The sequence below is a fragment of the bacterium genome, assembly GCA_030652805.1.
GTDB lineage: Bacteria > JAHJDO01 > JAHJDO01 > JAHJDO01 > JAHJDO01 > JAHJDO01.
The window spans coordinates 1-26,174 of sequence record JAUSPT010000041.1 but is presented as its reverse complement, the minus strand read 5'-3'; the positions used below and the strand labels follow the sequence as shown (position 1 = coordinate 26,174).

Here is a 26,174-nt window from a genome sequence, read left to right as displayed (position 1 = left end):
GGGGGATTCAGGGGGATGTAATTGTAGGGGCGGGGCTTGCCTCCGCCCTTTTTTCTTTATGAATTTGGGATGGTGGGGTATAATTGGGGAAGTTGGAGAGTTTGCCATATCTGATATTGAGAAATTGTGTCCGGGAATAAGCAGGGATATGATCAGAGTCGTGTTCAGGCAATTGCAGAAAGAAAAGCGAATTGTCTGTCTCGGCAAGGGACAGTCTGCAAAATGGAAACGAATAGGGTAATAAATATATGAATGGGGTAATAAATAGGGCAATAAGTCATTTTTGGCATTTGGATTTTTATATTGTAGGGGCGGTGCTTGCCTCCGCCCTTTTTTTGTGTAGGGGCACAATATCTTGTGCCCTTTTTTCTTTGGGGTTTTGGGGTTTGATGGATGGTGGAGTATAATCGGGGAAATTTGAAATAGCGGATATTTTTTAAAAAGGGTTTTTACGTGTTTGAGCAAACTTTTAAAAATATTGATGACATACTACACAAAGATGCAGGGTGCAGTAGTGAATTGGATTATGTAGAACAAACCTCATGGGTTTTATTCCTTAAATATCTTGATGATTTAGAAAAAGACAAAAAGACTAAAGCGGATTTATCCGGCAAATCATATACGCCTATAATTGATAAAGAGTTTAAATGGAAGATATGGGCTGTTCCTAAAGATAAAGACGGCAAACTCGACCACCACAAAGCCCTCGGTGGCGATGACTTAAAAGATTTTGTTGACCATAAACTTTTCCCATATCTGAAAAAATTCAAGGCACCAGAAAATGCAGCAACCATCGAATATAAGATCGGCGAGATATTCAGCGAATTAAAAAACAAGGTGCAAAGCGGATATAATTTGCGTGAAGTGATAAATCTTGTTGATGAACTAAAATTCAGAACCCATAAAGAAAAGCATGAGATGTCCCATCTTTATGAGGGAAAAATTAAGAATATGGGTAATGCAGGAAGAAACGGCGGGGAATATTACACACCGCGCCCATTGATTAAAACTATTGTAAAAGTTGTTGCCCCAAAGATAGGCAATACCATTTATGACGGCGCTGTTGGTTCTGCGGGGTTTTTATGTGAAGCATTTGAATACTTAAAAAACAGTAGAGACGGAAGATTTTCCGTCTCTACTTTAACCATCAAAGACATGCAGATTCTTCAAAAGAGTACTTTTTACGGGAAAGAGAAAAAATCTCTGGCATACATCATCGGCACTATGAACATGATACTTCACGGTATTGAAGCGCCGAATATTTTACATGTAAACACACTTTCCGAGAATATCTCCGACATACAGGAAAAAGATAGATACGATATTATTCTGGCAAATCCACCGTTTGGCGGAAAAGAACGGAAAGAAGTTCAACAAAACTTTCCAATCAAAACAGGTGAGACAGCTTTTCTGTTTCTCCAACATTTCATCAAGATATTAAAAGCAGGTGGGAAAGCGGGAGTTGTTATCAAAAACACATTTCTTTCAAATACGGATAATGCTTCCACATCCTTGAGGCGGACTTTACTGGAAAGCTGCAATTTGTATGCGGTTATAGACTTACCCGGCGGTGTTTTTCAGGGTGCCGGTGTAAAAACGGTTGTTCTTTTCTTTGAAAAAGGAACGCCGACAAAAAAGATTTGGTTCTATCAACTTAATCTGAATAGAAATCTTGGTAAAACGAATCCATTGAATGAAGATGACCTGGCAGAATTTGTAAAACTGCAAAAAGTAAAAGCTGATTCTGAAAACTCATGGACGATTGATATAAAAGATATTGACCAGAAAACTTATGATCTCTCGGTGAAGAATCCACATAAAAAGGATGAAACAGTGCTGAGGGAACCGAAAAAGATTCTGGATGAGATAAAGGTTTTGGATAAAGAGGGTGCGGAAATTTTAAAATCTATAACAAAGTGGGTGTAAAATATGAATGACGGAGAGTATGCTAAAAATAAAAACCCTGACATTACTTATGTTAGCCATCCAATTGGTAAAGAGGGTAATATTCGATATGTCTCAAAAGTTTTTGATTTGAATGATTTTAAAGATTTTTATTATGAACAAAAAACGAAGAAGGTTTTTGAAGTTATTCGTGAAAGCTCAACTCAAGAAATAACTGCAATTTACAATGAAGATACAACTGATTTTTCTGTTCGAATCCAGAGGTTTTCAAAAAAGACTGGAGCACCACACAATCAATCTTTTAGTTTCCATGGGGGTGCATTAACTCGTTTTATAAAATTTCTTGAATCATTGGATTTGCTTGATCTATCGTCAAGACAAAATCTAAGATTCACAGACAAGAAAATAGATGAAGTAATAGAAAGAGAGAAAGCGTTAACACAATTGCTGGAAGGATCACAACCTTTAACTCCAGAACAACTTTTTCAGCTTTTTAATAACATAGAAAAAGCCGAAAAGAACAAATTGCTTCAAAAGTTTATTGATAATATTGACTTATATGAAATAGAAAGCCTTGATGCAGCCATAAAGCAAAAGGAGCATAAAAAGTCACTCAAGGTACTCGGAAAACTTATGGAAGTTGAAAACGATATTAATTTTCTCAAATTAGTAAAATTGGACGGTGAATTAAATAAATACAAAGCCGATCAACCAGAAAAAATATTTCATAATTGGATAGAAAACAATCTTTGGATTTTTGGAGTTGAGTACCACAAAAAACATCCTTTTAGAAAAATAGGGGAAGATAATTCTCAAGCGGACATTATTCTTGAAACCCCAGACGGTTTTCTAAGTTTAATTGAAATAAAAAGGCCAAATCCGAAATATAAGTTATTTAGATACGACAACTCTCATCGCTGTTACTTTCCAACAAGTGATTTTTCCGAAGCCATTGGTCAGTGTTTGATATATTTACAAAGGATTGAAGATTATAAAAAAACTTTAGAGCAAGAACATTTTGTTAGAATACTTAGACCAAGGATAAGACTTATTATTGGTAGGACAAAGAATTTTAACAAAGAAGAAAACGAGGCTCTTCATTTCTTGAATTCTAGTTTGCATGATATTGATATTATTTCTTATGATCAACTTTTAGAAAATGGGAATAGAATAATTTCATTTTATGAAAAATAACTGGAAAATAAAAAAACTTGGAGAGGTGTGTGATATAAAAACTGGCAAGAAAGATGTCAATCAAGGTAATCTTAATGGTAAATACCCATTTTTTACTTGTGCCAGAGAACATACTTATAGCGATGAATATTCTTTTGATATGGAAGCAATTCTTGTTGCAGGCAATGGAGATGTAGGACACGTAAGTTACTACAAAGGAAAGTTTGAAGCATATCAACGTACATATGTTCTCTTTAATTTTAAAGATATTTCAGTTCCATTTTTACTTCATTTTTTAGAGGGAATGCTTAAAGATACAGTTTCCAAGCAAAAACTTGGAAATACGATGCCGTATATAAAAATGGGAATGCTCGAAAACTTTGAAATTCCATTACCATCATCTCAAGAACAAAAGCGAATCGTTAAAGTTTTAGATGAAGTTTTTGATAAGGTTGAAAAATCAAAGAAAAATGCGAAAAAAAATCTTCAAAACGCCAAAGAAATTTTCGAATCGTATTTGCAGAGTGTTTTTAGTAATGAAAAATGGGAAGAGGATAATTTGAGCGATGTTTGTGATGTTGAATATGGATATACGGAAAAAGCGAGATGCAAAGGTGATTATAGATTTGTAAGAATTACTGATACAGATAAGAATGGTTTATTGACACAAGAAAAAAAGATGTATATAAATTCTTTTAAAGAATCGAACAAGTATATTTTGAAAGACGGTGATTTATTGATGGCACGAACGGGTGCTTCAGCTGGCAATGTATTATTATTTAAAGGTGAGGAAAAGGCAGTATTTGCGTCGTATCTTATCAGAATGAAATTTAAAAAAGAAATTTCGAGTAAGTTGTATTGGTATTTTTCAAAGTCTAGGCTTTACTGGGATCAAGTCAGTCAATTATCGGCTGGCTCAGCGCAACCTCAATTTAATGGCGGAGCATTAAAACAAATAGTTTTTAAATTTCCGAAATCAATAACCGAACAAAAAAGTATCGTCGCAAAACTTGATGCGCTTTCAGCCGAAACCAAAAAGCTTGAAACAATCTATAATCACAAACTCGCAAACTTAGAAGAATTTAAGAAATCAATATTACAGAAAGCTTTTGAGGGAAAATTGTGACCACAGATGAACAGGAGGTAATCTAATGCCCCAATCCGAAATCGTCCTCTACACCACCACGGACGGCAAAGTAAAAATAGACACTATCTTTCAAAACGAAACTATCTGGCTTACACAGGCAAAGATGGCAGAGCTTTTTGATGTTAATGTTCCAGCAATATCAAAACACCTAAGCAACGTCTACGAAGAAGGAGAATTGCAGAAAGAGGCAACTATTTCCAAAATGGAAACAGTTGGGCAGGAAGGCAACCGCCATGTAGCCAGAAACAGAGATTTCTATAATCTGGACGCTATTATAGCAGTCGGCTACCGGGTAAATTCCAAGCGAGCAACACAATTTAGAATATGGGCAACCAATATTCTTAAAGAATACATCATCAAAGGCTTTGCCATGGATGATGACCGCTTAAAGCAAATCGACAAATGGAACTATTTTGACGAGTGGTTGGAGCGAATCCGGGATATCCGTGCATCCGAAAAGCGGTTTTACCAGAAAATTCGTGATATTTACGCAACCGCAATTGATTACGATAAAACATCGGAGCAGGCGCAAATTTTCTTTAAAAAGGTACAGAATAAAATGCTCTGGGCAACCACCGGAAAAACTGCTGCTGAACTCATTGAAAATCGCAGCAATGCGGACAAATCCAATATGGGGCTTACCTCATGGCGAGGTTCTATTGTAAGAAAACAAGATGTGGCTATCGCCAAAAACTACCTGAACGAGGATGAAATCAAAGACCTGAATGAGATTGTAACCATGTATCTGGATTATGCCGAAAGACAGGCAAGGCAAAGAAAAACCGTTACAATGAAACAATGGGCAGACAAACTTGATAGTTTTCTGGAATTCAACGAGCAGGAATTATTGACACATGCCGGCAAGGTTAAGGCGGAAGTAGCTAAAAAGATTGCCGAAAAGTGTTACGAAGAATTTAATAAGAAACGGAAAAAGGCAGAAGCACGGGCAGCGGATGAAGAAGACCTAAAACAACTTGAGGAAATAGAAAAGAAATTGCTGCAAAAACGGGATAATAAAAATGAACGAAGCTGAAACAAGAGCAGAACTCATTGACCCCGCACTAAAAGAAAGCGGCTGGGGTGTCGTGGAAGGCACAAAAGTTTTGCGGGAATACAAAATCACTGCCGGGAAAATCCAGACTGGCGGAGGTCGCGCTAAACCTTTGAGAGCTGATTATGTACTGGTATATCAGGGACGCAAACTTGCTGTCATTGAAGCTAAAAGCGATGAACTGGTCGTTGGCGAAGGCGTTGCCCAAGCTAAGAATTATGCTGGAATGATGCATCTTGATACGACTTATGCCAGTAACGGCAAAGATATTTACCAAATCTGCATGAAGACTGGCAAGGAAGGATTAATTGCTGCCTTCCCATCTCCAGACGAGTTGTGGAATAAGACTTTCGAAACTCAAAACCAATGGCGGGATAAATTTAATCAAGTTCCGTTTGAAGATATCGGCGGCACAAAAAAGGTGCGATACTATCAGGAAATTGCGGTCAATAACGCCATGTCCGCTATTGCCGAAGATAAGTCGCGCATATTACTTACTTTGGCGACAGGTACCGGCAAAACCTTTATTGCTTTTCAAATAGCGTGGAAACTTTATCAAACCCGTTGGAATTTAAAGCGTGACGGTTCAAGGAGACCCCGTATATTATTCCTTGCCGATAGAAACATTTTAGCAGACCAAGCTTTCAACGCTTTTAATGCTTTTTCTGAAGACGCACTGGTCAGAATTGCTCCAAGTGAAATTCGAAAGAAGGGCAGAGTTCCAACAAATGGAAGTATCTTCTTTACCATCTTCCAAACATTTATGAGTGGCAAAGATGCGGATGGTAATTCGATGCCTTATTTTGGTGAATATCCGGCTGATTATTTTGATTTTATCATTATTGATGAATGTCATCGTGGTGGTGCTAATGACGAAGGCAATTGGCGGGGTATTATGGAGCATTTTTCACCGGCTGTGCAATTAGGGTTGACAGCTACTCCCAAACGCAGAGATAACGTGGATACATATAAATATTTCGGTGATCCTGTTTATATCTATTCACTAAAAGAAGGTGTTAACGATGGATTCCTAACACCGTTTAAGATAAAGAGGATTAAGACGACGATTGATGATTATATCTATACGTCAGATGATCAGATTGTTGAAGGTGAAATAGAAGAAGGGAAAATTTATATAGAAACTGATTTTAACCGAATTATTGAGATCAAAGAACGTGAAGCCAAGCGGGTCAGAATTTTCTTAGATGAAATCAATCAAAGCGAAAAGACTATTGTTTTCTGTGCTACTCAGGATCACGCGTTGGCAGTTCGGGATTTGGTTAATCAACTCAAAGACAGTTCCGACCCCCACTATTGCCAGCGGGTAACGGCTAATGACGGCGCACTTGGGGAACAGTATTTGCGCGAGTTTCAGGACAACGAAAAAAGCGTCCCGACAATTCTTACTACCTCGCAAAAACTTTCTACTGGTGTGGATGCCCGCAATATCCGAAATATTATCTTGATGCGTCCGGTTAATTCAATGATCGAGTTTAAGCAGATTATAGGTCGTGGAACACGGTTATTTGACGGGAAAGAATATTTTACGATTTATGACTTTGTTGATGCGTATCATCATTTTGCTGATCCTGAATGGGATGGTGAACCGATAGAGCCGGAACCAAAAGAACCCAAAGAGCCGAAGGAGCCGAAAGATATTATCAGTGAACCTGGACCTCCATACGAAGCAAAGAAGAAGATTAAAATTAAATTACGCGATGGCAAAGAGCGGGAAATCCAGCATATGATTGCCACATCTTTTTGGAACGCTGATGGCAAACCTATATCAGCCGAAGAATTTCTGGAAAATCTTTACGGTAAATTGCCTAGATTTTTTAAAGATGAGGAAGAACTACGCAAAATTTGGTCTATTCCGTCAACTCGAAAGTCTTTTCTGAAAAAATTAGAAAAAGCAGGTTACGGCAAAAATGAATTAAGCAATCTGCGAAAGTTGATTAATGCAGAAAAAAGCGATTTGTTTGATGTGCTTGAATATGTGTCGTTCAATGTTAAACCCATTACCAGAGAAGAACGAGTAATAAACGCAAAATCAAATATCTTCTTAGGGCTTGATGATAAACAAAAAGATTTTCTGGATTTTGTTTTGTCTCAATATATTGAAACTGGTGTCGGCGAACTTGACCAAGATAAATTACCGAGCTTGCTTGAATTAAAGTATCAATCAATAACTGATGCGGCAGAAGCGCTTGGTGGTGTTGAATCAATAAAGAATACATTTATTGAGTTCCAAAAATATTTGTACCAGATTAAAGTGGCGTAATTCATATTAAGGGCACAAGATATTGTGCCCCTACAATGCACCTACAATAACCGCCAGCTAAAGCAAGCGGTTGAGGGGGAGGGGATTTGGGATTCGCAATGACAGGGTTAAAAAACAAGACTACTCTTTCTTTTCTCTGTAAAACCCACGAAAAGTTCTGTATAATTGTAGATTGAGCATATAAACTAGACCATTAACATGTGGAGAAAAACAATGAAAGTCAAAATCGTTGTCATTCTAATTGTGTTTTTAATTTTTAGTATGCATCAACTTGGATATGCTTGGGGATGGCGGCCTAGGCCTCCTGTTCCTCCTCCTCCAGTTGCTCCGGTTGCTCCTCCTGCGGCAGCTAAAGCTCCTCTGCCTGGTTCAGTGGTTGTTGTTATTGTAGCGTCAGGAGTTCTTCTTCTGGGATTATGGAGGAGAAAAAGGAATGAGGATTCAGACTGACAGGGGGAAAATATTCCTGATATTACTGGTTTCTCTCATTATTCCGGTTCTATTGCATAGATATTTTTTATGGATACTGAGCATTTACCACCGGCAGCCTATGTATTTTTATATTTTACTTACACCTCTGATATCCTATCTTCTTTTCAGGCATGCTCAGACAAGCTCACCTTTTAAACAGGAGAAGAATGCCAGCGGTACATTTTATTTCTTTGTTTTTCTCCTATCAGGTTTTCTGATTTTCTTATATGGATTTTTTTCCGGAATGTATTTTTTTGAAGGGGCTGCACTCGTTGTTTTTGCGTTCAGTCTATGTTGTCTTTTTTATGGTATAAAGAAGGCAAAAAAAGTCCTTTTCCCATGTTTTTTTCTTATTTTTCTTTATCCTTTTGAATGGAGACTCTCTTTTTTGATTCACTGGATTAACCGTCTTAATGCAATTATCATTGGTGCTTTTTTTGGTCGGCTTGGTATGCCGGTTAAATTGTCGTTGGAAAATTATTCGGTAACAGTATCTGATTTCACGCTTATTCTTGTAGAACGTTGTTCAGGGCTGGATACGCTGATTATATTGCTAATGTTTTTATCAATTTTGCCGTGGATATGCAAATTTAATCTCGCACAAACATTGATATGGATATCCAGCATACCTCTATTCATTTTGATATCAAATATCTTGCGGATTTTATTGTTTACTATTGCAGGGGTAACAGGCATGAACTGTGTCCAAACTGAAAGTTTTGACAAGATTCTGGGAACGTTCTTTCTGGTTTTTCTTGCTGTGCTTTTTATGTGTGAGAAAAACTGTTTAAAAAAATGTTATAATAGCAGTTAATGAAAACGAATAAAGTAAATAGGCGTAGAAAGATGAAATATGATGTGATTGTTGTTGGTGCGGGACATGCAGGGTGCGAGGCGGCTCTGGCAAGTGCGAGAATGGGTGCGAAGACATTACTCATCACAATGAATAAAGATAATATTGGGTTTATGTCCTGCAATCCTGCAATTGGCGGAATAGGCAAGGGGCAGCTTGTTAAGGAAATAGATGCTCTTGGCGGTGAAATGGCAAAGGCTGCTGATTATGCAGGCATACAGTTTCGCCAGCTCAATTCTTCAAAAGGCCCTGCAGTACGTTCCTCGCGCGCACAAATAGATAGAAAAAAATACAAGTTTTACATGAGTAACGTTGTAAATAAGCAGAAAAATCTGGATGTAACAGAGGGACAGGTTATAGGATTAGTTGTAAAAAATATGTCTGTTATCGGAGTGAAAACCAGTTCAGGGAACATTCTCTCTAAAGCAGTGGTTATTACTCCCGGCACATTCTTGAATGGGCTGCTTCATGTAGGGCTTAAACATTTTCCAGGCGGCAGAATGGGAGAAAAAGCAGCAACAAAACTTTCGGATTCCTTAAAGGATTTAGGATTTAAACTTCTTCGTTTTAAAACAGGAACCTGTCCAAGATTGGATGGAAGAACAATTGATTTTTCAGGGCTCCAGATTCAGGAGGGAGATAAAAAGCCAATACCGTTTTCTTTTTCTACAAGACGTATAACCAGGAAGCAAGTCCCTTGCTATCTTACCTATACTAATCAAAGGACGCATGAGATTATTCGTTCCGGGCTGAGTAAGTCGCCTCTGTTCACCGGTGTAATTCATGGCACAGGAGTGCGATACTGCCCTTCAATTGAAGACAAAATAGTAAAGTTTGCTGATAAAAGTCGTCACCAGATATTTCTTGAGCCGGAGGGATTGGATACGTTTGAATTCTATCCTAACGGGCTTGCTACAAGTCTGCCGGAAGATATTCAGATGGATTTTTTACACTCAATCAAAGGATTGGAAAAGGCAAAGCCCACACATATGGGTTATGGAATAGAGCATGATGTTATCGATTCCAGACAGGTTTATCCTACTCTGGAGACAAAACCAATTAGTAATTTATATCTGGCAGGACAGATTAATGGTACTACAGGATATGAGGAAGCTGCAGCACAGGGATTGGTTGCAGGAGTAAATGCTGTGTTAAAAATGAAGGGAAAAGCTCCTCTTATACTGGATCGTTCTACCAGTTATATTGGTGTGCTGCTTGATGATCTTGTAACAAAGGGTACGAATGAGCCATACAGGATGTTTACTTCGCGCGTTGAGCACCGCCTCGTTATTCGTGAAGATAATGCAGATTTACGGTTAAGAAAAATTGGATATGAAGCAGGCCTTGTTTCAAAGGATGATTTTGATAAAACTACTGAGAAGCAGAGAAAAATTGAGCAGGGATTAAAATATTTAAGAAGAGAGAAAATAAGCCCTTCCACTGTTCCTTCTATTAAAAAAACTATTTCTCTGGAGGAATTTCTCAGACGTCCGGAAGTTAGCATTAATACTTTCAAGATTGACTTGCCTGATGATGTGCTGACTCAAATGGAGATAGAGGTCAAATATGCCGGTTTTATTCAGAGACAGGTCAGAGATATAAGGAAATTTAAGGATCTTGAGAGGATAAGGATTCCCATAGATTTAGACTACGCAGATGTTCATGGATTATCAAAAGAGATTAAGGAAAAGTTGGAAAAATTCCAGCCTGTATCATTGGGTCAGGCGAATCGCATTTCTGGCGTAACCCCTGCAGCGATCATGATTCTAATGGTGTTCCTGAAGAAAGCTAAGTAAATTTTTTTTGACAAGATTTGTGTTATGTGATACAAATAATCATAATCAAAAGCAAATAATCATATTTAAGAAGGAAACGGACAAAAATGGGGCTTAAGTTTACAGAAAGAAAAAAAATAATACTGAATATCCTGAATGCAGAGAACAAGATTGAGGTTGTAAAACTTGCGGGTAAACTTGAAGTATCAGAGGTTACGGTAAGAAGAGACCTTTCAGTAATGGAGGGACAAGGCCTGCTTGCCAAGACATATGGCGGAGCGGTGAAGCTGGAACAGACACTTCTGGAGACTATGTATAGAGATAAAGTCAAAAAAATGCCTAAAGAAAAAGAGGCAATTGGTAAGTATGCAGCAGAACTTGTTAGAAGTGGAGACGTGATTTTTCTTGATGCTGGTACTACAACAGTGCAGATTGCAAGAAATCTTAAAAACAGGAGCAATATAACTGTAGTAACAAACTCTATACTTGTCATGTTAGAGCTCAGAACTTCTCGTAACATAAGTACAATACTATTGGGTGGTAATTGCAGAGCAGGGAGTTTTGATTTAAGCGGACCTCTTGCAGAAAAAGGCATAGAGAGTTTTCGTGCCGATAAAGCTCTTCTTGGAACTGATGGAATGAGCGTGGATGGAGGGGTAACCACAGGAGACATATATACTGCGAAAATGACAGAATTAATGTGCCGTCTTGCAACTGAGGTTATTGTTGTAACAGATCATACAAAGATTGGCAAAAACTCGTTTTCAAAATATGTAGATATTAAGGATATAGACAAATTAATAACAGATAAGAACGCTGATAAAACATATCTAGAGAAGATAAGAAAAATCGGGGTAGAAGTAATAACAGTATAGCGTTAGAAATATAAATTGGAGGATTAAATGGAAATGTACAATAAAGACTGGGCAAAAATAGATTTAAGTAAAGTTCCTGATGTAAAAGTAACTCCCCCTGGACCTCAATCCAAAAAGTGGCATGAGCGGTGCACAAAGTATTTCAAAGGGTTAAGCAGTCAGGTGAAACTTTTTCCGGTTGTTTTTGAGTCTGGTAAAGGTTGTGTTTTGACAGATGTAGACGGTAATAAATACATAGATTTTTCCTCAGGTATTTATGTTACCACATTAGGACATTGCCATCCAAAAATTACAGAAGCCATCCAAAAATATGCAGGTACGCTTCAAAATGCGCATGATTTCACCACCCCGATAAAAACACAGTTAATGGAAAAATTGGCAGAAATTTTGCCCGGCGATTTGAACGGATTTCAATTGTACGATTCAGGAACCACAGCAGTTGAAGCAGGATTGCGTGTATGCCGCGCTGCTACTAAACAGCATGAAATGATTTCCTGCTTCTATGATTATCACGGAAAAACTTATGGCGGCGTATCATTGGGACACATTCGTTCTGCAGTGTACGGACCTACAAGAGCGCCGGGATTCCATATGGTCCCGCGGCCTGACCCATATCATCCTCACTGGACCAAGGATGACGGGACAATTGATACTGATAGATATATTGAATTTTATGAAGAGTATTTAGATAAAGGTACAGCGCATCAGGTAGCCGCCTTTGTTCTGGAACCGATTCAAGGCTGGGGCGGTTCAGTAATACCTCCTGATGATTTCTTTCCAAAAATGAGAAAATTTTGTGATAAGCATAAAATCTTACTAATGTGCGATGAGGTACTCACCAGTATGGGGCGTACAGGGAAATGGCTTTGCACTGAACATTGGGACGTTGTGCCGGATGTAGTAATGCTTGGTAAAGGTTTTGGCAATGGTTTTCCAGTAACATGTGTAGCAGTACGTGAACCTTACAAAGAATCATTTGAATCAATTTCAGCTTCCAGCAGTTATGGAGGAAATCCGATGGCATGCGCAGCTGCACTTGCATGTATTGAGGTTATAGAAGAAGAAAACCTGCTTGAACAGTCTACGCATCTGGGTAAAATAGCGTTAAAACGTATGGAAAAGATGAAGGATGAGCGTTCCATTGTGGGTAACGTGCGGGCAAAGGGGTGTCTTATGGGTATAGAGCTTGTAAAGGATAAAAATACCAAAGAACCTTTTGAAGAAGCGGGAAAACTGGTTTATCAAAAAGCCTTTAGAAAAGGGCTTGCATGGATTCCAGCAGGACATATCTTGCGTATGAGTCCTCCTATTATTATGGAAGATGAAGTTCTTCTCAAGGGCATGGACATTATTGATGAAGCCATTTTTGAAGTGGAGAAGGAACTGGGATATTAAAAGCTGAAGTCTGGAAAATACGAGAAATACATCTTAGGAGATTAGAAGGATGAATCAGAGAGAAAGGTTGTTAGCAGTATTTAGTGGAGAAAAGCCAGATATTACTCCATGGTATGCTGATTTGATTTACTGGTATGAAAGCCATAAAACAATGCAAAAATTACCTAAGGAATATGAAGGAGAAGAGGGTTATTTAAAACTTCATCAGGATACAGGTGCAGGTATCTATCTTTATCCTCCTTCAGTATGGAAAGAGGAATTCGGTGAAAGCATAAAGACTAGTGTTAAAAAAGAAGGGAATAAAACTCTTTCCACCATATGTACACCTTTAGGAGAACTCAGCAGTATAAAAGAATATCTTCCCCAGTCCTTTTCTACCGCCTATAAAGAATATTATATTAAAAAGCCTGAAGATTTAAGAATTATGCGTTATATTTTTTCTCATCGCAAGATAACACACTGTTTTGATGATTTTAGACGCATTGACGCTTTATGGGGTGGATATGGATTGCCTGATCTCCTGGCACCAATTTGCGTTTCTCCTTTACAAACGCTTTTAAGCCGCTGGGCAGGAGTGCAGACAACTATCTTTTTACTTATCGATAGCAAAGAAGAAATGGAACGAACAATTACTGAGTTAGAAAAAGATGATGATGAAATCTTCCAAATAATTGCCGATTCTCCTGCAAAATTAGTTGAATTTCCTGATAATCTTTCTGGTGAAGTTACCGGGGAAAATTTAATAGAAAAATATAATCTTCCTTACTGGCAAAAAAGGATTGAACAATTGCATAAAGCAGGCAAATTTGTTGGCATACATAATGATGGGACATTAAAAGGCTCTTTATCATCAATTATAAAGGCGGGTTTTGATTTTGCAGAAGCAGTAACTCCAACACCAGTAGGAGACCTTACCTTAGAAGAGATAAAAAAAATTGCAGATGATAAAATTATTATATGGGGGTGTCTGCCGGGTGCTTTATTTTCACGGGTTTATTCTGAAGATTATTTTGTGAATTATTTAAAGAAAGTAATTCAAACTTTCCCTTTAGGTTCAAAGTTTGTTCTTGGAGTAGCTGACCAGGTTCCCCCAGATACGGACTTTTTAAGAATTTGTTTAGTAAGAGAAATTTTAGAAAATCAATTTAAAAGTGATAATAAATAAACAGTAAATTATTAAAATTAGTGTCTCTGGAAATATTGAATTTTCTTTTTGAAGCAAAAAAATAGGCAGAGAAATTGAGAAAACCTGATAAAAATCGCTATCTTGTCGCTCTGAAGCATATTGAATCAGAGGAGATTTGTTTTCAGGAAAGCGAAATAGAATCTTCAGTAGTCAGCAAAATTTTGGGACGTCCTGTTCCGATGAACCTTCGTTCTTACGAACTTCCGGTTAAGGATTATATTGAGCTAAATTTGAAGTGTGGAAATGACATGATTTTTCTGGCAAACGTCTGGGAACTTGGCCGCAAGAACGTCTTTGATTCCCAGGGACGGAAGCAATATGTTGACGGTACCATAAAGACCCGTGCAGACTTGAAACAGATAAAGTTTCCCTGTTTGGACATTATTAAAAAATCTATTGAAGAATTACTGGAAGGTATCGAGGGGACAGGTCTTGGGTTGATATATACTCCCAACCAGACGGCATTTATTGTTACTACTGCTATCGGTTATCAAGACTACTATATGTATATGATTACTGATCCTGAATTCATTCATGATTTTCAGAAAATGGTAAATGATTTCTGCATAAGCGAATTGGAACTGGCACTTAGTTATCCCATAGATGTGATACAAGTAGGGTCTGTAATTTGCAGCAAGGAAGGTCCAATGTTTTCAAGAGAAATGATTGAGGAGTTTGAATACCCGGGCCTGCGCCAAAGAGTTGAATTAGCAAAAAATAAAGAACTTCCTGTAAGCATCCATTTTGATGGGAACGGGATGTCTCTAATCTCGGATTTTATAGAAATGGGAATAGATGTACTTAACCCTATTGAGCCCTGTGATGGCAAGCAAGATATCTATAAAATCAAGGAAATGTATGGGAATAAGATTGCCTTGCACGGTAACATTGACCTTTCCGGCGTTCTAGCCTTCGGAACGCCGGAGGACGTAGAAAAGGATGTAATTGAACACATTGAAAGACTTGCTGTTGGCGGTGGATATATCTGCGCATCCAGTCATAATATAACCGAAGCTGTGCCTCTGGAAAATTTCTATGCGATGAGAGATACTGTACTTCGTTACAGGTTTAAAAGGAAGTAAATGACAAAAATGAGCCAGAGTTGTGTATTGAAAAACTTCGTGCTGGTAAAGTCGTGGATTGTTTAAATTAAATAGAGGAGACAAAATGTCAATTTATTTTGCAGACAAAAAATGGCCTGAATTAAAGGAACTAATTAAAAAAAATGCCTTAATTATATTGCCAGTTGGTCAGATAGAAGAACACGGCAAACATCTGCCGGTAAAGACCGATGCCTATATTGCTGAAGAAGTGGCAAAAAGAATAGGAGAATCGCTAAAAAATAAGATTCCTTTACTGATTATGCCTGCTGTTTGGAGCGGTTATTCAATGAAAAGTGTAGCAAAATGGCCCGGAACAATGAGATTAAAACAAGAAACATTTATCAACATGGTATTTGATATCTGTTCTTCCGTCATTGAGATGGGTTTTAAAAAGATTATAATTATTAGCGCTCACGGAAATCATACGGGTGCATTAAGAGTAGTGACGCGCAATGTTGCCGATGCATATAATATCTATATGGCTCTTACATATCCTTCGCTAATGGCAAAAGAAGAGTTTTTGAAAATTAGCAAAGCCGGTCCAAAAGGAAGTTGTCATGGCGGTGAATACGAAACATCTTTAATGCTTTATCTGAATGAAAATCTAGTAGATATGAAAAAGGCGACTGGGCAGGATAAGATAACAGTATCTTCCAAGTTCTATCCGGACAAGGTGTTTTGGTCTACATGGGGAATACAGAAAAGCAAAACAGGTATTTACGGTGACCCAACAAAAGCAACAAAGGAAACCGGAAAAAAGATTATGCAGGCAATTATTAACAATTATCAGAAATTTATTAAGGAGTTTTATAAAAATGGAAAATAAGTGGACAAAGACTTTTGAACTGTCCGGCAAAGAGAAAAAGGATGCGTTAAAGAGATGTTATACTGTTCTTGAAAAGTGGGAAATAAAAATGCCCGATGTAGATCCTCTTGTCTTAGATTTTGGATTAAGTGATTTTTGCAGAACAGGTCTTATTGAGTTCTGGATAGCTAATGAAGAGAAAGAGGGATATTGTGGAAAATTTTTATTTCTCTTTGATGGACAAACCTGCCCTGCTCATCACCATAATTTTAAACATGAAACTTTCTTTATCGTTAAAGGTAAAGTTTCAATGAAAACTGCGGAGAAAGAATTTTTGATGGAAGAAGGAGATACTTTTGCAATGAATCAGGGAATAGTTCATTCTTTTACAGGAGAGGGGAACAGTCTAATTCTTGAAGCTTCTAAACCATGCATTCCAGGAGACAGTATTTTTAAAAACAAAAGGATTGGTAAAGATGGGAAAATATAAGAAAAACAGAAAAAAAATACGATTTGGTGTTATCGGTCTTGGCTTAATGGGACGGGAGTTAGGCAGCAGTATTGCCCGCTGGTGTCATCTGCTTTATGATGGACCTGCACCGGTTATCACAGGTATTTGTGATAAATACAATAAGGAAACGGGAAAATGGTTTTTGGACAATTTCCCGACCATTAAAATAGATACCGATGATTACCGGGAATTAATTAAATCCGATAAAATTGATGCCGTATATTGTGCTGTCCCTCATAATCTTCACGAAAGGATGTACATTGATATTATTAAGGCAGGAAAGCATTTGCTCGGAGAAAAGCCATTTGGTATTGATAAAAGAGCCAATGACAATATTTTAAAAGTTATACAAGAAAATCCCGACATAATTGTCCGGTGCAACTCCCAATTTCCCTATTTTCCAGGGGCACAGAAGATAATTAAGTGGATACAGGAGAAAAGATATGGCAGGCTTATGGAGGTCAAAAGTGGTTTCCACCATTCCAGTGACATGGATCTTGATAAACCAGTCAATTGGAAGCGGATGATAGAAATTAATGGAGAATATGGATGCATGGGCGATCTGGGAATGCATACCCAGCATATTCCTTTTCGTATGGGATGGATACCAAAAACAGTGTATGCTGATTTATTAAATATAGCTGAAACGAGGCCTGATGGAAAAGGAGGATTTGCCACCTGTCAAACATGGGATAATGCTGTGCTTACCTGCAAATGCGCTGATCCTGATCACGGAAAAGATTTTACACTTATCCTTGAAACCAAGCGTATGGCTCCTGGCGCAACAAATACATGGTTTATAGAGGTCTACGGCACTGAAGGTTCGGCAAAATTTACAACTCACGATCCTAAGGCTTTTTATTTTTTAGAGACCAAAGGCAAAGAACAAGGATGGACACGTATTGATACAGGATCTCAGTCAGTAATACCATCGATTACTGGCGGGATTTTTGAATTTGGTTTTTCAGATGCTTTTCAACAGATGTTAGGGGCGTTTGTGTATGAATTTAAAGAAGGAGGCTCTGACCATTCTTTTAAAAATGTAATGCCGGAAGAAACCGCCCTGAGTCATAAAGTCTTGACGGCAGCACTGGAGTCAAATAAAACTGGAAAAAAGATAGCTATATAATTTTATTTCAAAATGGAAAATGCCTTAGCAGTTCTCGATATTGGTACTAGTTCCCTTAAATGCGGAACTATAGACAGAGAGCTAAATACAATTGAAAGTATACTTTGTGATTTTAAGATTAATCGTAAGCAGGAAATCTGTGAATCCGATTTTGAAGAATGTTTTACCAAAGCCAGAGAAGCCTTAAAAAAGATAATCAAGATTGCTACACAAAAAGGCTATTTTATTGAAGCGATATTGATTACCAGTCAGGCACAAACCTTTATGCCTGTGGATAAGGATTTTAATTCTTTAGACAAAGGGATTGTCTGGCTCGATACAAGAGCAGTAGAAGAAGAAGTATATCTATCTGAAAAGCTACCTGAATTTTATAAAACCGCTGGTTTTTCCAAGCCTTTATCATCTTTATATATTTCAAAATTATTATGGTTGAAAAAGAACAAAGCTGCTATATACAAAAAGGCTGCTTATTTCCCTCTTATTAATGAGTATGTTGCTTTCAGATTGACAGAAAAGTTTTATTCTGACTATACCAGCTTTGGCATGGGCGGAGTTTTTGATATACGCAAAAAGCATTTAAATCAAAAAGCGCTTGATATCCTTGAACTTACACAAGACAATTTCCCTGAAATTAAAGAAGCTGCAGGTATTTCCTATGAATTAACTCATAAAATGAGACATGAGTTAGGGCTCAAAAAAGAGCTACCTGTATATTTCTGTGGTAATGACCAGTCAGCGTCAGCAGTAGGAGCAGGGCTTGAAGCTGAGGGAGACATAAGCGCCAATTTCGGAACAGCAATGGTGCTTTATGCCATCATAAAAGAACCGCTAAATTCTATAAAAGAAAATCAAATTGTAGGCATAGGTCCTTTAACAAATGATTATTTTCTGATTAGTCTTGACTCTCAGTTTGGTAATATTATTCATAAGTTTAAAACAAGATATTTCCCAGATATAACATATGACGATTTTCTGGCAAAATTTAATACTGTGAAAAGCAAAGACGCATTTATTGAAATCAGAGCTGCCAACGGAGAATTCATACATGATAAGTCTGCTGATAAGGACATAATAGCTGGGTCTGTTATTAAGTATTTTTTAAACAGGTTTCTATCGCATCTTTCAGAAATAGAAAAAATATCTTCTGCCCGCCAGATCTATGTGTCAGGTGGAGTCTCGCAGTCCAAGGTATGGCTTGATATCTTGGCTAAGAACTGCAAATACAAAATAACCCCTTCATCCGGTCGTGACGCAGGGATTATAGGCGCGGCAAAAATCTATAGAAATAATAAAAAACAGAAATTATTCGGAGGTGTGAAATGAAAGAATTTAATTACAGTCCGTCCAGATATGTTCCTTTTAGAGATAAGGAAGTTCTGGAAAGAGTCAGAAATATCAAGCGAGAGGATATTACCAAGCATCCCAATCCTGACTTAAAAATCAAGGTGGCCAAGGATTTTGAGATATGGTTTATATTTATGATGGATGTTTTCTTCCGTATCAAAGAAGCCATGGAAGCGGATAAAAAGCTGGTTATGATCCTACCCCAACCCTGGCCGCTCTACAAAAACGTAGCCTATATGATTAATCGCTCTAAGATCAACTGTGAAAATCTCTACACGTTCAATATGGATGAATATGCGGATGAAGATGGAAATATCGCACCAGAGACATGGCCTTTGGGCTTTACTCATGCGCTCAAAAAATATTTTTACAATGAACTTGATAATAAGCTTCGTCCGCCGGAAACCCAGATGATTGGTTTTACCAATGAAAATTTTAAAGATTATGGGAAAAGGATTGCTGATCTCGGTGGGGCTGATATTTGTTATGCAGGACCAGGCTGGACAGGACATTTAGCCTTTGTCGAACCAGATGCGCCTGAGGTCCCAAAGGGTCTGGAAGAATTCAAGAAAATGGGGCCGAGTATTGTTACTCTAAGTCCGTTCACGCTGGCCCAGAATTCTTTGCACGGCAGTTTTGGCGCCAGTGGCGATATTGCGGCTGTACCGCCCAAGGCCGCCACTATCGGTCCGCGTGAGTATCTGGCGGCTAAGCACAGGCTCAACACTTATTCTATCAGTGTTCACGGAACTGGCACATCGTGGCAAAGACTTATAACCAGGCTGGCCCTGCACGGTCCAGTAACCCCTCTGGTCCCTGACTCTATTGTTCAGTTGACATCAGCTGACGTATTCATTTCAGAAACAATTGCTCAAGATATAACGCCTGATTGGGAGAAAGGATATTAATTCTATGGATAAGAATAAAATTATTAAGAAAATAAAAACGCGTAAAGGAATAATTGATGGACATTCCCATATAGGAGTAAATTACAAAAATTACGTGAGCCATTCATATCCATATTGTCTGAGTTTTGAAGATTTGGTGATCAGGATGAAATATCTGAGGATATCATACGCAGTCATATTTCCTATGGACTCAAGTTATTATACTGTTGAACTGGGAGCATCGAAAGAAATAAAAATAAATGAAATGTTTTCAAAGTTCCCTTATGAGATTGAAAATCAAAGCATGTTGAAAGAGATTTATGAAATATTTCCAGAGTATTCTGATATGGCTATCCCGTTTGTTATGTTTGACCCCTCAAGAAAAACAAAAGAACAGGCTGAGCTATTTGAGAAACTCCATAAAGAATATCCTGTGTTTGGCTTAAAAACAGTCCCAACATACATACGGGCATTTGTAAAGGATTTGGAGACTAAAGGCCGGCCTATTTTAGATTTTGCCGTCAGACACAATCTGCCCATAACGTTTCACAGCTCATATTACAAAGGTGACCCATGGGCTTCAGTCTTTGATATTATAAAATTTGCTGAGAAGCATCCGGAAATTAGAATCTGCATTGCTCATTCAGCGCGTTTTGTAAAATCCGTGCTGGAGAGAGCATCAAAATTAGAGAATTGTTTTGTTGATCTTTCTGCGTTTCATATACACTGTATCCTTGCCCAGCAGGAATCCCCTCACATTCCCTTACCAAGAGAACGGATGGAAGCAGATTATAACGAACCTTGGTCCGTAATGAGAAATATTGTTAGCAATTACCCTGATACAATTATCTGGGGAAGCGATACTCCTGCAAATTATTTTATACAAAAATATTATGACATTAATGGAAAGCTGATAGATGTGTCTTTAAAATCGTCGTTTGATATGGAAATAAAGATATTAAAAAGTCTTTCAGAAGATAAGATTTCAAAGATAACATATAAAAACACCTTGAAATATCTATTTGGATAAAACTCAGAGTTCTTGCTTCTTTTTAATAATGGAATGGGAATCTTTAAAAAAGTGATGAGTGATGAGATAAGAAGATATTACAAATTTTCTGAATATCTCAAGAAACGTTTTGGAGCGCGGGTTTATAAGGTAAGTATAGATGCAGGATTCTCCTGCCCTAATAGAGACGGCTCAAAGAGTAAAAACGGCTGTATCTATTGTGATAATAGGGGATTCAGCTTTAACAGCCGTATTGCTTCGCTGCCAATAGAAGAGCAAATTGCTAAAGGCATAGAGTTTGGTAAGAGAAGGTTTAAAGCTGAGAAATTCATAGTGTATTTTCAGGCATATACAAATACATACGCTCCTTTAGAAGTTTTGAAGAAAAAGTATGATACCGTCAGAAAATTTGAAGATGTTGTAGGCATATCCATTGGCACTCGTCCTGATTGTATAAATGAGGAGATTCTTGATCTAATTGAAAGCTATACATCTGATTATGAAGTATGGATTGAGTATGGTCTTCAGACCACACATAATGAGACTTTAGAGTTTATAAACAGAGGGCATGTTTATAAAGATTTTCTAGAAGCTGTGAATCTGACAAGAGAAAGAAAAAACATAAAGATATGTGTTCATGTTATTATAGGACTGCCTCATGAGACTAGAGGGGATATTTTGAAAACTGCGGAAGTTCTGGGCAGGCTTAAATTAGATGGTATAAAGATTCATCCGCTTCATATAATAAAGGGAACAAGGCTGGAAGCGATTTATGAGGAAGGTCTGTATAAGCCATTGGAATTAGATGTATATGTAGATTTGGCTGTAGGATTTCTGGAGTATCTCTGGGCAGATACTGTGATTCAGAGAATAACTGCAGATTGCCCCATGGAATTTCTCATAGTGCCAATGTGGATTGTTGACAAAAACAAAGTGCTGGGTAAAATAGAAGAGAAACTTCTGCAAATGAACACGTTTCAGGGCAGATTATATCAGGAGAGGGGATAAGATGAGCATAAGACAAGATGTGTTGGAAAAAATTAGCGGTGTTAAATTGAGCGTGGAAAAGTTACCTAAAAGAGTATCAAACTATTTTGGTGAAAACACGTTTAGTATTTCTGTGATAAAAAAACACATAAGTAAAAAGACCTTTGCATCATTTAGGCGCTGGCTTGATGAAGGAAAGACGATCAGCATGAAGGAAGCAGATGAAATAGCAAATGCAATGAAGGATTGGGCAATTGGAAAGGGAGCAACTTATTATACACACTGGTTTCAGCCTATGACAGGTCTTACAGCTGAGAAGCATGATAGTTTTATTTCGCTTGATGAAGAAGGCAGAGCTATTGAGAAGTTTAGCGGATCAATGCTTATTCAGGGTGAGCCTGATGCGTCCAGCTTTCCAAGCGGAGGTATAAGAACTACCTTCGAAGCGCGTGGGTATACAGCATGGGACCCTTCAAGCCCTGCATTTGTTATAGAATGCGAACTTGGAAAAACTCTGTGTATACCATCCATATTTATTTCATATCATGGAGAAGCGCTTGATAAAAAGCTTCCCCTACTGCGCTCTGATGAGGCTATTAACAAAGCAACAGTTGGGCTTTTAAAGCTTTTCGGGCATAAGGATGTAAAAAGGGTCTTTTCAGATTGTGGTGCTGAACAGGAATATTTTTTAATAGATAAGCGGTTTTATAGAATGCGACAGGATTTGCTTATGACAGAACGCACACTAATTGGAGCATCATCTCCAAAAGGACAGCAATTAGAGGATCAATACTTTGGCTCAATTAAAGAGCGTGTTATAAATTATATGAATGATGTAAGTATTGAGGCATATAAATTAGGTATTCCTTTAAAGACCAGACATAATGAGGTTGCTCCTCACCAGTTTGAGTTTGCTCCTGTTTTTGAGGATTCAAATATTGCAGCGGATCACAATCAGCTTCTTATGGATATTATCAAAAAGATTGCCTTGAAACATGATATGGTGTGTCTCTTACATGAAAAACCGTTTGCAGGTATAAATGGAAGTGGAAAGCACATTAATTGGTCTCTGTCAGATGATAAGAGAAATAATCTTTTTAATCATGGAAATACGCCAGAGGACAATTTGCAGTTTCTGGTATTGTTAATAGCTGTAATCCGGGCTGTTTACAAACATGCTGATCTGTTATATGCCAGTATAGCCTCAGCAGGTAATGAACATAGGCTTGGAGCTAATGAAGCTCCGCCTGCAGTTATATCAGTGTTTGTTGGTGATCAACTGACAAAGATTCTCGGTACAATAGAAAAAGGTAAAAAGGCGGAATTCAGTAAACAAGATATTGTAAATCTGGGCGTTGGCAAATTACCAACCTTTAATAAAGATGTGGTTGACAGGAATAGAACTTCTCCTTTTGCTTTTACCGGTAATAAGTTTGAATTTAGGGCAGTTGGGAGTTCCCAGAATATTTCAACACCTATTATGGTTATTAACACAATTGTTACAGAATCTATAGATTATATTACAGATAGAATAAAAAAGGAGTCTAATTACAAGAATTTTAGTTTAAAGGTACTGTATGTGTTGGGAGAAATCATTAGAGAAACTAAATCAATTAGGTTTGAAGGTGATAATTATTCTAAAAGCTGGATAAAAGAAGCGGGGAAAAGAGGGCTGGTTAATGAACCTTCAACACCTAAGGCGCTTAAAGCTCTTATTAAAGAGGAGAACATAGCGCTGTTTGAGAAATATGGTGTGCTTACAAGGGGAGAATTAGTTTCAAGATATAATATATGGATGGATATGTATTGTAAGAAGTTGGAGATTGAAGCCAATACTTTGCGTGAAATGGTGGACTCAAATGTGGTACCAGCAGGTTTTGATTATCAGGGGCTTTTGGCGAAGAATCTTACAGATCTGGTCTTCTTAAGGAAGAATGCTGGTTTGAAGATTAAAGAAGAAGTTTTTGAAGATCTTAAAAATCACTTAACGAATGTAACAGATAAGATATATTATGTGAGAAAGCATACACGTAGAATGGAGGGGCTGCTGAAGAAAGCTGGCAATCTGAAAGCAGAGGAAAAGTCTAATTTATTCTTTGAAGAATTAAAACCTCTAATGGAGCATATAAGAAAACATGTTGATGAACTTGAATGTGTTGTAGCTGATGAGCATTGGGACCTGCCAAAGTATAGAGAGATGCTGTTTGTGCAATAATGGATAATAATATATCAGTAAAGATAGTTTCATGGCTTAAAGAGCAAGTGGAGAAGTCCGGAGCCAGGGGTTTAGTTTTTGGCCTTAGCGGAGGTATAGATTCTGCTTGTGTTGGGGTTCTTTGCCAGAAGGCTGTCAAGGACAATTGCCTTGGATTAATAATGCCATGTGAGAGTCATAGTAATGATGAAGATATGGCATTTCTGATTGCAAACAAGTACTCAATTCCAGTTAAGAAAATATCTCTTGATGAGCCATTTGAAAAGCTTCTGGATGTTTTACCAGCTTCTGAAAACAATATAGCCAGAGCAAACCTGAAACCAAGGCTAAGGATGCTTACATTATACTACCATGCAGCTAACTATGGATATCTGGTCTGTGGATGTGGAAATAAGACAGAAATAGAACTTGGCTATTATACAAAATACGGAGATGGAGCAGCCGATGTTCTTCCTCTGGGTAATTTGCTTAAGACTCAGGTAAGGCAGTTGGCTAAGGACTTGGGCATTCCACCAGAGGTTATAGCAAGAAGACCCTCTGCAGGTCTGTGGCCAGATCAATTTGATGAAGATGAAATGGGCCTTTTATATGACGAAGCAGACAATATTCTAAGGGCAATCGAAAGCAATAATACCAAAGACATAGACAGACGAAAGCTCAATAAAGTAATGAGTATGATATCAAGTTCACAGCATAAACGAGATCCTATTCCAACCCCTTAGTTTACTGCAACAGCAGTTTGCCCAGCATGCTCTTCTATAAGCGAGGAATTAATCTCTGCTTTGTCTATTTCTACTTTATGTCCTCTGTAGCATTTTTCACAGACTTCCTTGTTGTTTTTAAAATACACTGAGTCCACTTCATTTTTGCATATTTCACATCTATACATTTACTTCACCTCCTCACATTTTTGTTTTTGGATAAGGGCAATTTTCATACATTTGTGCTTCAAGCCACTCATCTATTGTTTTTCTCTTAAAACGCCACTGATTTGAAAGTTTTACAGCAGGGATCTTTGCATTATTAGCAAGTTTATAGACTGTTCTCTCATTCATTTTAATGTAACCAGCCAGCTCTTTTATAGTCATTATTTCACTCATGTGCGAAATACTAACATCAGAATACATAAATGTCAAGAAAAAAGTTTATTTTATGTAAAAAATAACATTAAACCACCTTGTAATACAATAAACTAACAGTTCTGGGTTTTCCCAATTCCCTTGATTTTAGTGAATAAAGCTATTACACTTACGGTTGAAATTGGTGGGGAGATATGAAAGAAAGATTAAACAGTTTAATTTGCATGCAGTCCAGGAGGAAAGCGGTTCTTTTTATTTTCATAACGGCCCTGTTATTCAGGCTTATTGGTTTGTTTTTTGTCGACATACATAATCTTGAATACGGAGATATGGCATATCAAACAATAGTTGATAACTTACTAGATGGGAAAGGATATTTGGAAGGGGAATTCCGTGCTTTCAGACCTCCTTTGTTTCCATTAATACACGCAGGGATATTAGCTGTTTTTGGTAGAGATAATATACTTGCCTTAAGACTCTTTTTTATAATGATAGGGTCTATTACGTGTGTTGGACTGTATTTAATTGCGAGAGATATCTTCAGACTCAAACTTGCCGTATTGACAGGCTTATTGCTGGCTCTCAGCCCGCAGCATATCTGGTATAGTATTCATATCCTGTCAGAATGCCCCTATACATTATTTCTGGTGTTTCTTGTGTATTTTCTGCTTAAAGCTGTTCAGAAAAGCAAACTGGTATTTTCATATGCAGCTGGCATTCTGCTTGGACTTTCTTTGCTGACCAGGTCAATATTAGCAGGTTTTCTTCCTTTCTATCTTTTATGGATGCTTGTTGTTTATAAAAGCAAGCTAAGTGCCATAAGACATTTTGCTGTTCTTTTAATATTTGCCCTCACTACTGTCCCATTATAAGTCAAACAACAACAATTGGTTAGGAGATTCACCGTTTTGAGTTTCATCATTAACATTTGTAAGTAGCTGTAAAACAGGAACTTTCTCAAATAAGGTTATACTTAAAATCTGTAGAATAGTG

General features: G+C 37.6%; 25 protein-coding genes. 23 read left to right on the top strand and 2 right to left on the bottom strand.

The window, feature by feature from the left end; all coding sequences use genetic code 11:
* The first annotated feature begins 58 nt into the window (after nucleotides 1–58).
* The 22 genes from Q7J67_04285 to nadE all read left to right on the top strand — a co-directional run bounded on the left by Q7J67_04285 (nucleotide 59) and on the right by nadE (nucleotide 24,824).
* Nucleotides 59–241 (top strand): hypothetical protein, encoded by a 183-nt coding sequence (locus Q7J67_04285; protein ID MDO9464498.1) that lies wholly within the window; start codon nucleotides 59–61, stop codon nucleotides 239–241.
* Nucleotides 242–453: 212 nt separating this feature from the next.
* Nucleotides 454–1,926, top strand: a complete 1,473-nt coding sequence (locus Q7J67_04280) for an N-6 DNA methylase (GenBank protein MDO9464497.1) — start codon at nucleotides 454–456, stop codon at nucleotides 1,924–1,926.
* A 3-nt stretch (nucleotides 1,927–1,929) separates the two neighbouring features.
* On the top strand, nucleotides 1,930–3,099 hold the full coding sequence (locus Q7J67_04275) for a DUF4263 domain-containing protein (GenBank protein MDO9464496.1): 1,170 nt from the start codon (nucleotides 1,930–1,932) through the stop codon (nucleotides 3,097–3,099).
* Nucleotides 3,089–4,204 carry a restriction endonuclease subunit S gene (locus Q7J67_04270; GenBank protein MDO9464495.1) on the top strand — a complete coding sequence of 372 codons (1,116 nt, stop codon included), beginning with the start codon at nucleotides 3,089–3,091 and terminating at the stop codon, nucleotides 4,202–4,204. The genes Q7J67_04275 and Q7J67_04270 overlap by 11 nt, the downstream gene beginning before the upstream one ends.
* Nucleotides 4,205–4,229: 25 nt before the next feature.
* The gene (locus Q7J67_04265) at nucleotides 4,230–5,258 is read left to right on the top strand and encodes a virulence RhuM family protein (GenBank protein MDO9464494.1); all 1,029 of its coding nucleotides are present in this window, start codon (nucleotides 4,230–4,232) and stop codon (nucleotides 5,256–5,258) included.
* Nucleotides 5,245–7,557 (top strand): DEAD/DEAH box helicase family protein, encoded by a 2,313-nt coding sequence (locus Q7J67_04260; protein ID MDO9464493.1) that lies wholly within the window; start codon nucleotides 5,245–5,247, stop codon nucleotides 7,555–7,557. The genes Q7J67_04265 and Q7J67_04260 overlap by 14 nt, the downstream gene beginning before the upstream one ends.
* Before the next feature lie 213 nt (nucleotides 7,558–7,770).
* A complete protein-coding gene (locus tag Q7J67_04255) occupies nucleotides 7,771–8,007 on the top strand; it encodes a hypothetical protein (GenBank protein MDO9464492.1) in 237 nt (78 codons plus the stop codon).
* Complete coding sequence (locus Q7J67_04250; protein MDO9464491.1) at nucleotides 7,991–8,842, top strand: exosortase/archaeosortase family protein; 852 nt, start codon at nucleotides 7,991–7,993, stop codon at nucleotides 8,840–8,842. Before Q7J67_04255 ends, Q7J67_04250 begins: the two co-directional genes overlap by 17 nt.
* Complete coding sequence (mnmG, locus tag Q7J67_04245; protein MDO9464490.1) at nucleotides 8,842–10,677, top strand: tRNA uridine-5-carboxymethylaminomethyl(34) synthesis enzyme MnmG; 1,836 nt, start codon at nucleotides 8,842–8,844, stop codon at nucleotides 10,675–10,677. Before Q7J67_04250 ends, mnmG begins: the two co-directional genes overlap by 1 nt.
* A gap of 86 nt (nucleotides 10,678–10,763) precedes the next feature.
* Nucleotides 10,764–11,531: a DeoR/GlpR family DNA-binding transcription regulator gene (locus tag Q7J67_04240; protein ID MDO9464489.1), complete on the top strand. Its 768-nt coding sequence runs from the start codon at nucleotides 10,764–10,766 to the stop codon at nucleotides 11,529–11,531.
* Between the two features lie 27 nt (nucleotides 11,532–11,558).
* Nucleotides 11,559–12,926, top strand: a complete 1,368-nt coding sequence (locus Q7J67_04235; GenBank protein MDO9464488.1) for an aspartate aminotransferase family protein — start codon at nucleotides 11,559–11,561, stop codon at nucleotides 12,924–12,926.
* 49 nt (nucleotides 12,927–12,975) lie between these two features.
* Nucleotides 12,976–14,091 carry a hypothetical protein gene (locus Q7J67_04230; GenBank protein MDO9464487.1) on the top strand — a complete coding sequence of 372 codons (1,116 nt, stop codon included), beginning with the start codon at nucleotides 12,976–12,978 and terminating at the stop codon, nucleotides 14,089–14,091.
* 74 nt (nucleotides 14,092–14,165) lie between these two features.
* A complete protein-coding gene (locus tag Q7J67_04225; GenBank protein MDO9464486.1) occupies nucleotides 14,166–15,194 on the top strand; it encodes a uroporphyrinogen decarboxylase family protein in 1,029 nt (342 codons plus the stop codon).
* Nucleotides 15,195–15,279: 85 nt separating this feature from the next.
* On the top strand, nucleotides 15,280–16,041 hold the full coding sequence (locus tag Q7J67_04220) for a creatininase family protein (protein ID MDO9464485.1): 762 nt from the start codon (nucleotides 15,280–15,282) through the stop codon (nucleotides 16,039–16,041).
* The gene (locus Q7J67_04215) at nucleotides 16,031–16,510 is read left to right on the top strand and encodes a cupin domain-containing protein (GenBank protein ID MDO9464484.1); all 480 of its coding nucleotides are present in this window, start codon (nucleotides 16,031–16,033) and stop codon (nucleotides 16,508–16,510) included. The genes Q7J67_04220 and Q7J67_04215 overlap by 11 nt, the downstream gene beginning before the upstream one ends.
* Nucleotides 16,497–17,660, top strand: coding sequence for a Gfo/Idh/MocA family oxidoreductase (locus tag Q7J67_04210; GenBank protein MDO9464483.1), 1,164 nt, complete (start codon nucleotides 16,497–16,499; stop codon nucleotides 17,658–17,660). Before Q7J67_04215 ends, Q7J67_04210 begins: the two co-directional genes overlap by 14 nt.
* Before the next feature lie 12 nt (nucleotides 17,661–17,672).
* Nucleotides 17,673–18,983: an FGGY-family carbohydrate kinase gene (locus Q7J67_04205; GenBank protein MDO9464482.1), complete on the top strand. Its 1,311-nt coding sequence runs from the start codon at nucleotides 17,673–17,675 to the stop codon at nucleotides 18,981–18,983.
* The gene (locus Q7J67_04200) at nucleotides 18,980–19,912 is read left to right on the top strand and encodes a hypothetical protein (GenBank protein ID MDO9464481.1); all 933 of its coding nucleotides are present in this window, start codon (nucleotides 18,980–18,982) and stop codon (nucleotides 19,910–19,912) included. Before Q7J67_04205 ends, Q7J67_04200 begins: the two co-directional genes overlap by 4 nt.
* A gap of 4 nt (nucleotides 19,913–19,916) precedes the next feature.
* Entirely contained in the window at nucleotides 19,917–20,921 is a 1,005-nt protein-coding gene (locus tag Q7J67_04195) for an amidohydrolase family protein (GenBank protein ID MDO9464480.1), read from the top strand.
* Between the two features lie 33 nt (nucleotides 20,922–20,954).
* Nucleotides 20,955–21,908, top strand: a complete 954-nt coding sequence (locus Q7J67_04190; GenBank protein ID MDO9464479.1) for a TIGR01212 family radical SAM protein — start codon at nucleotides 20,955–20,957, stop codon at nucleotides 21,906–21,908.
* A gap of 1 nt (nucleotide 21,909) precedes the next feature.
* The gene (locus Q7J67_04185; protein MDO9464478.1) at nucleotides 21,910–24,102 is read left to right on the top strand and encodes a glutamine synthetase III; all 2,193 of its coding nucleotides are present in this window, start codon (nucleotides 21,910–21,912) and stop codon (nucleotides 24,100–24,102) included.
* Nucleotides 24,102–24,824: an NAD(+) synthase gene (gene nadE, locus Q7J67_04180; protein MDO9464477.1), complete on the top strand. Its 723-nt coding sequence runs from the start codon at nucleotides 24,102–24,104 to the stop codon at nucleotides 24,822–24,824. The genes Q7J67_04185 and nadE overlap by 1 nt, the downstream gene beginning before the upstream one ends.
* Here the strand turns inward: nadE and Q7J67_04175 are convergent.
* The gene (locus tag Q7J67_04175) at nucleotides 24,821–24,991 is read right to left on the bottom strand and encodes a hypothetical protein (GenBank protein MDO9464476.1); all 171 of its coding nucleotides are present in this window, start codon (nucleotides 24,989–24,991) and stop codon (nucleotides 24,821–24,823) included. The two genes, nadE and Q7J67_04175, sit on opposite strands and share 4 nt — an antisense overlap.
* A gap of 13 nt (nucleotides 24,992–25,004) precedes the next feature.
* Complete coding sequence (locus tag Q7J67_04170) at nucleotides 25,005–25,202, bottom strand: helix-turn-helix domain-containing protein (GenBank protein MDO9464475.1); 198 nt, start codon at nucleotides 25,200–25,202, stop codon at nucleotides 25,005–25,007.
* Between the two features lie 173 nt (nucleotides 25,203–25,375).
* Here Q7J67_04170 and Q7J67_04165 point away from each other — a divergent pair, with 173 nt between their 5' ends.
* Nucleotides 25,376–26,053: a glycosyltransferase family 39 protein gene (locus Q7J67_04165; GenBank protein ID MDO9464474.1), complete on the top strand. Its 678-nt coding sequence runs from the start codon at nucleotides 25,376–25,378 to the stop codon at nucleotides 26,051–26,053.
* The last annotated feature ends 121 nt before the right edge of the window (nucleotides 26,054–26,174 follow it).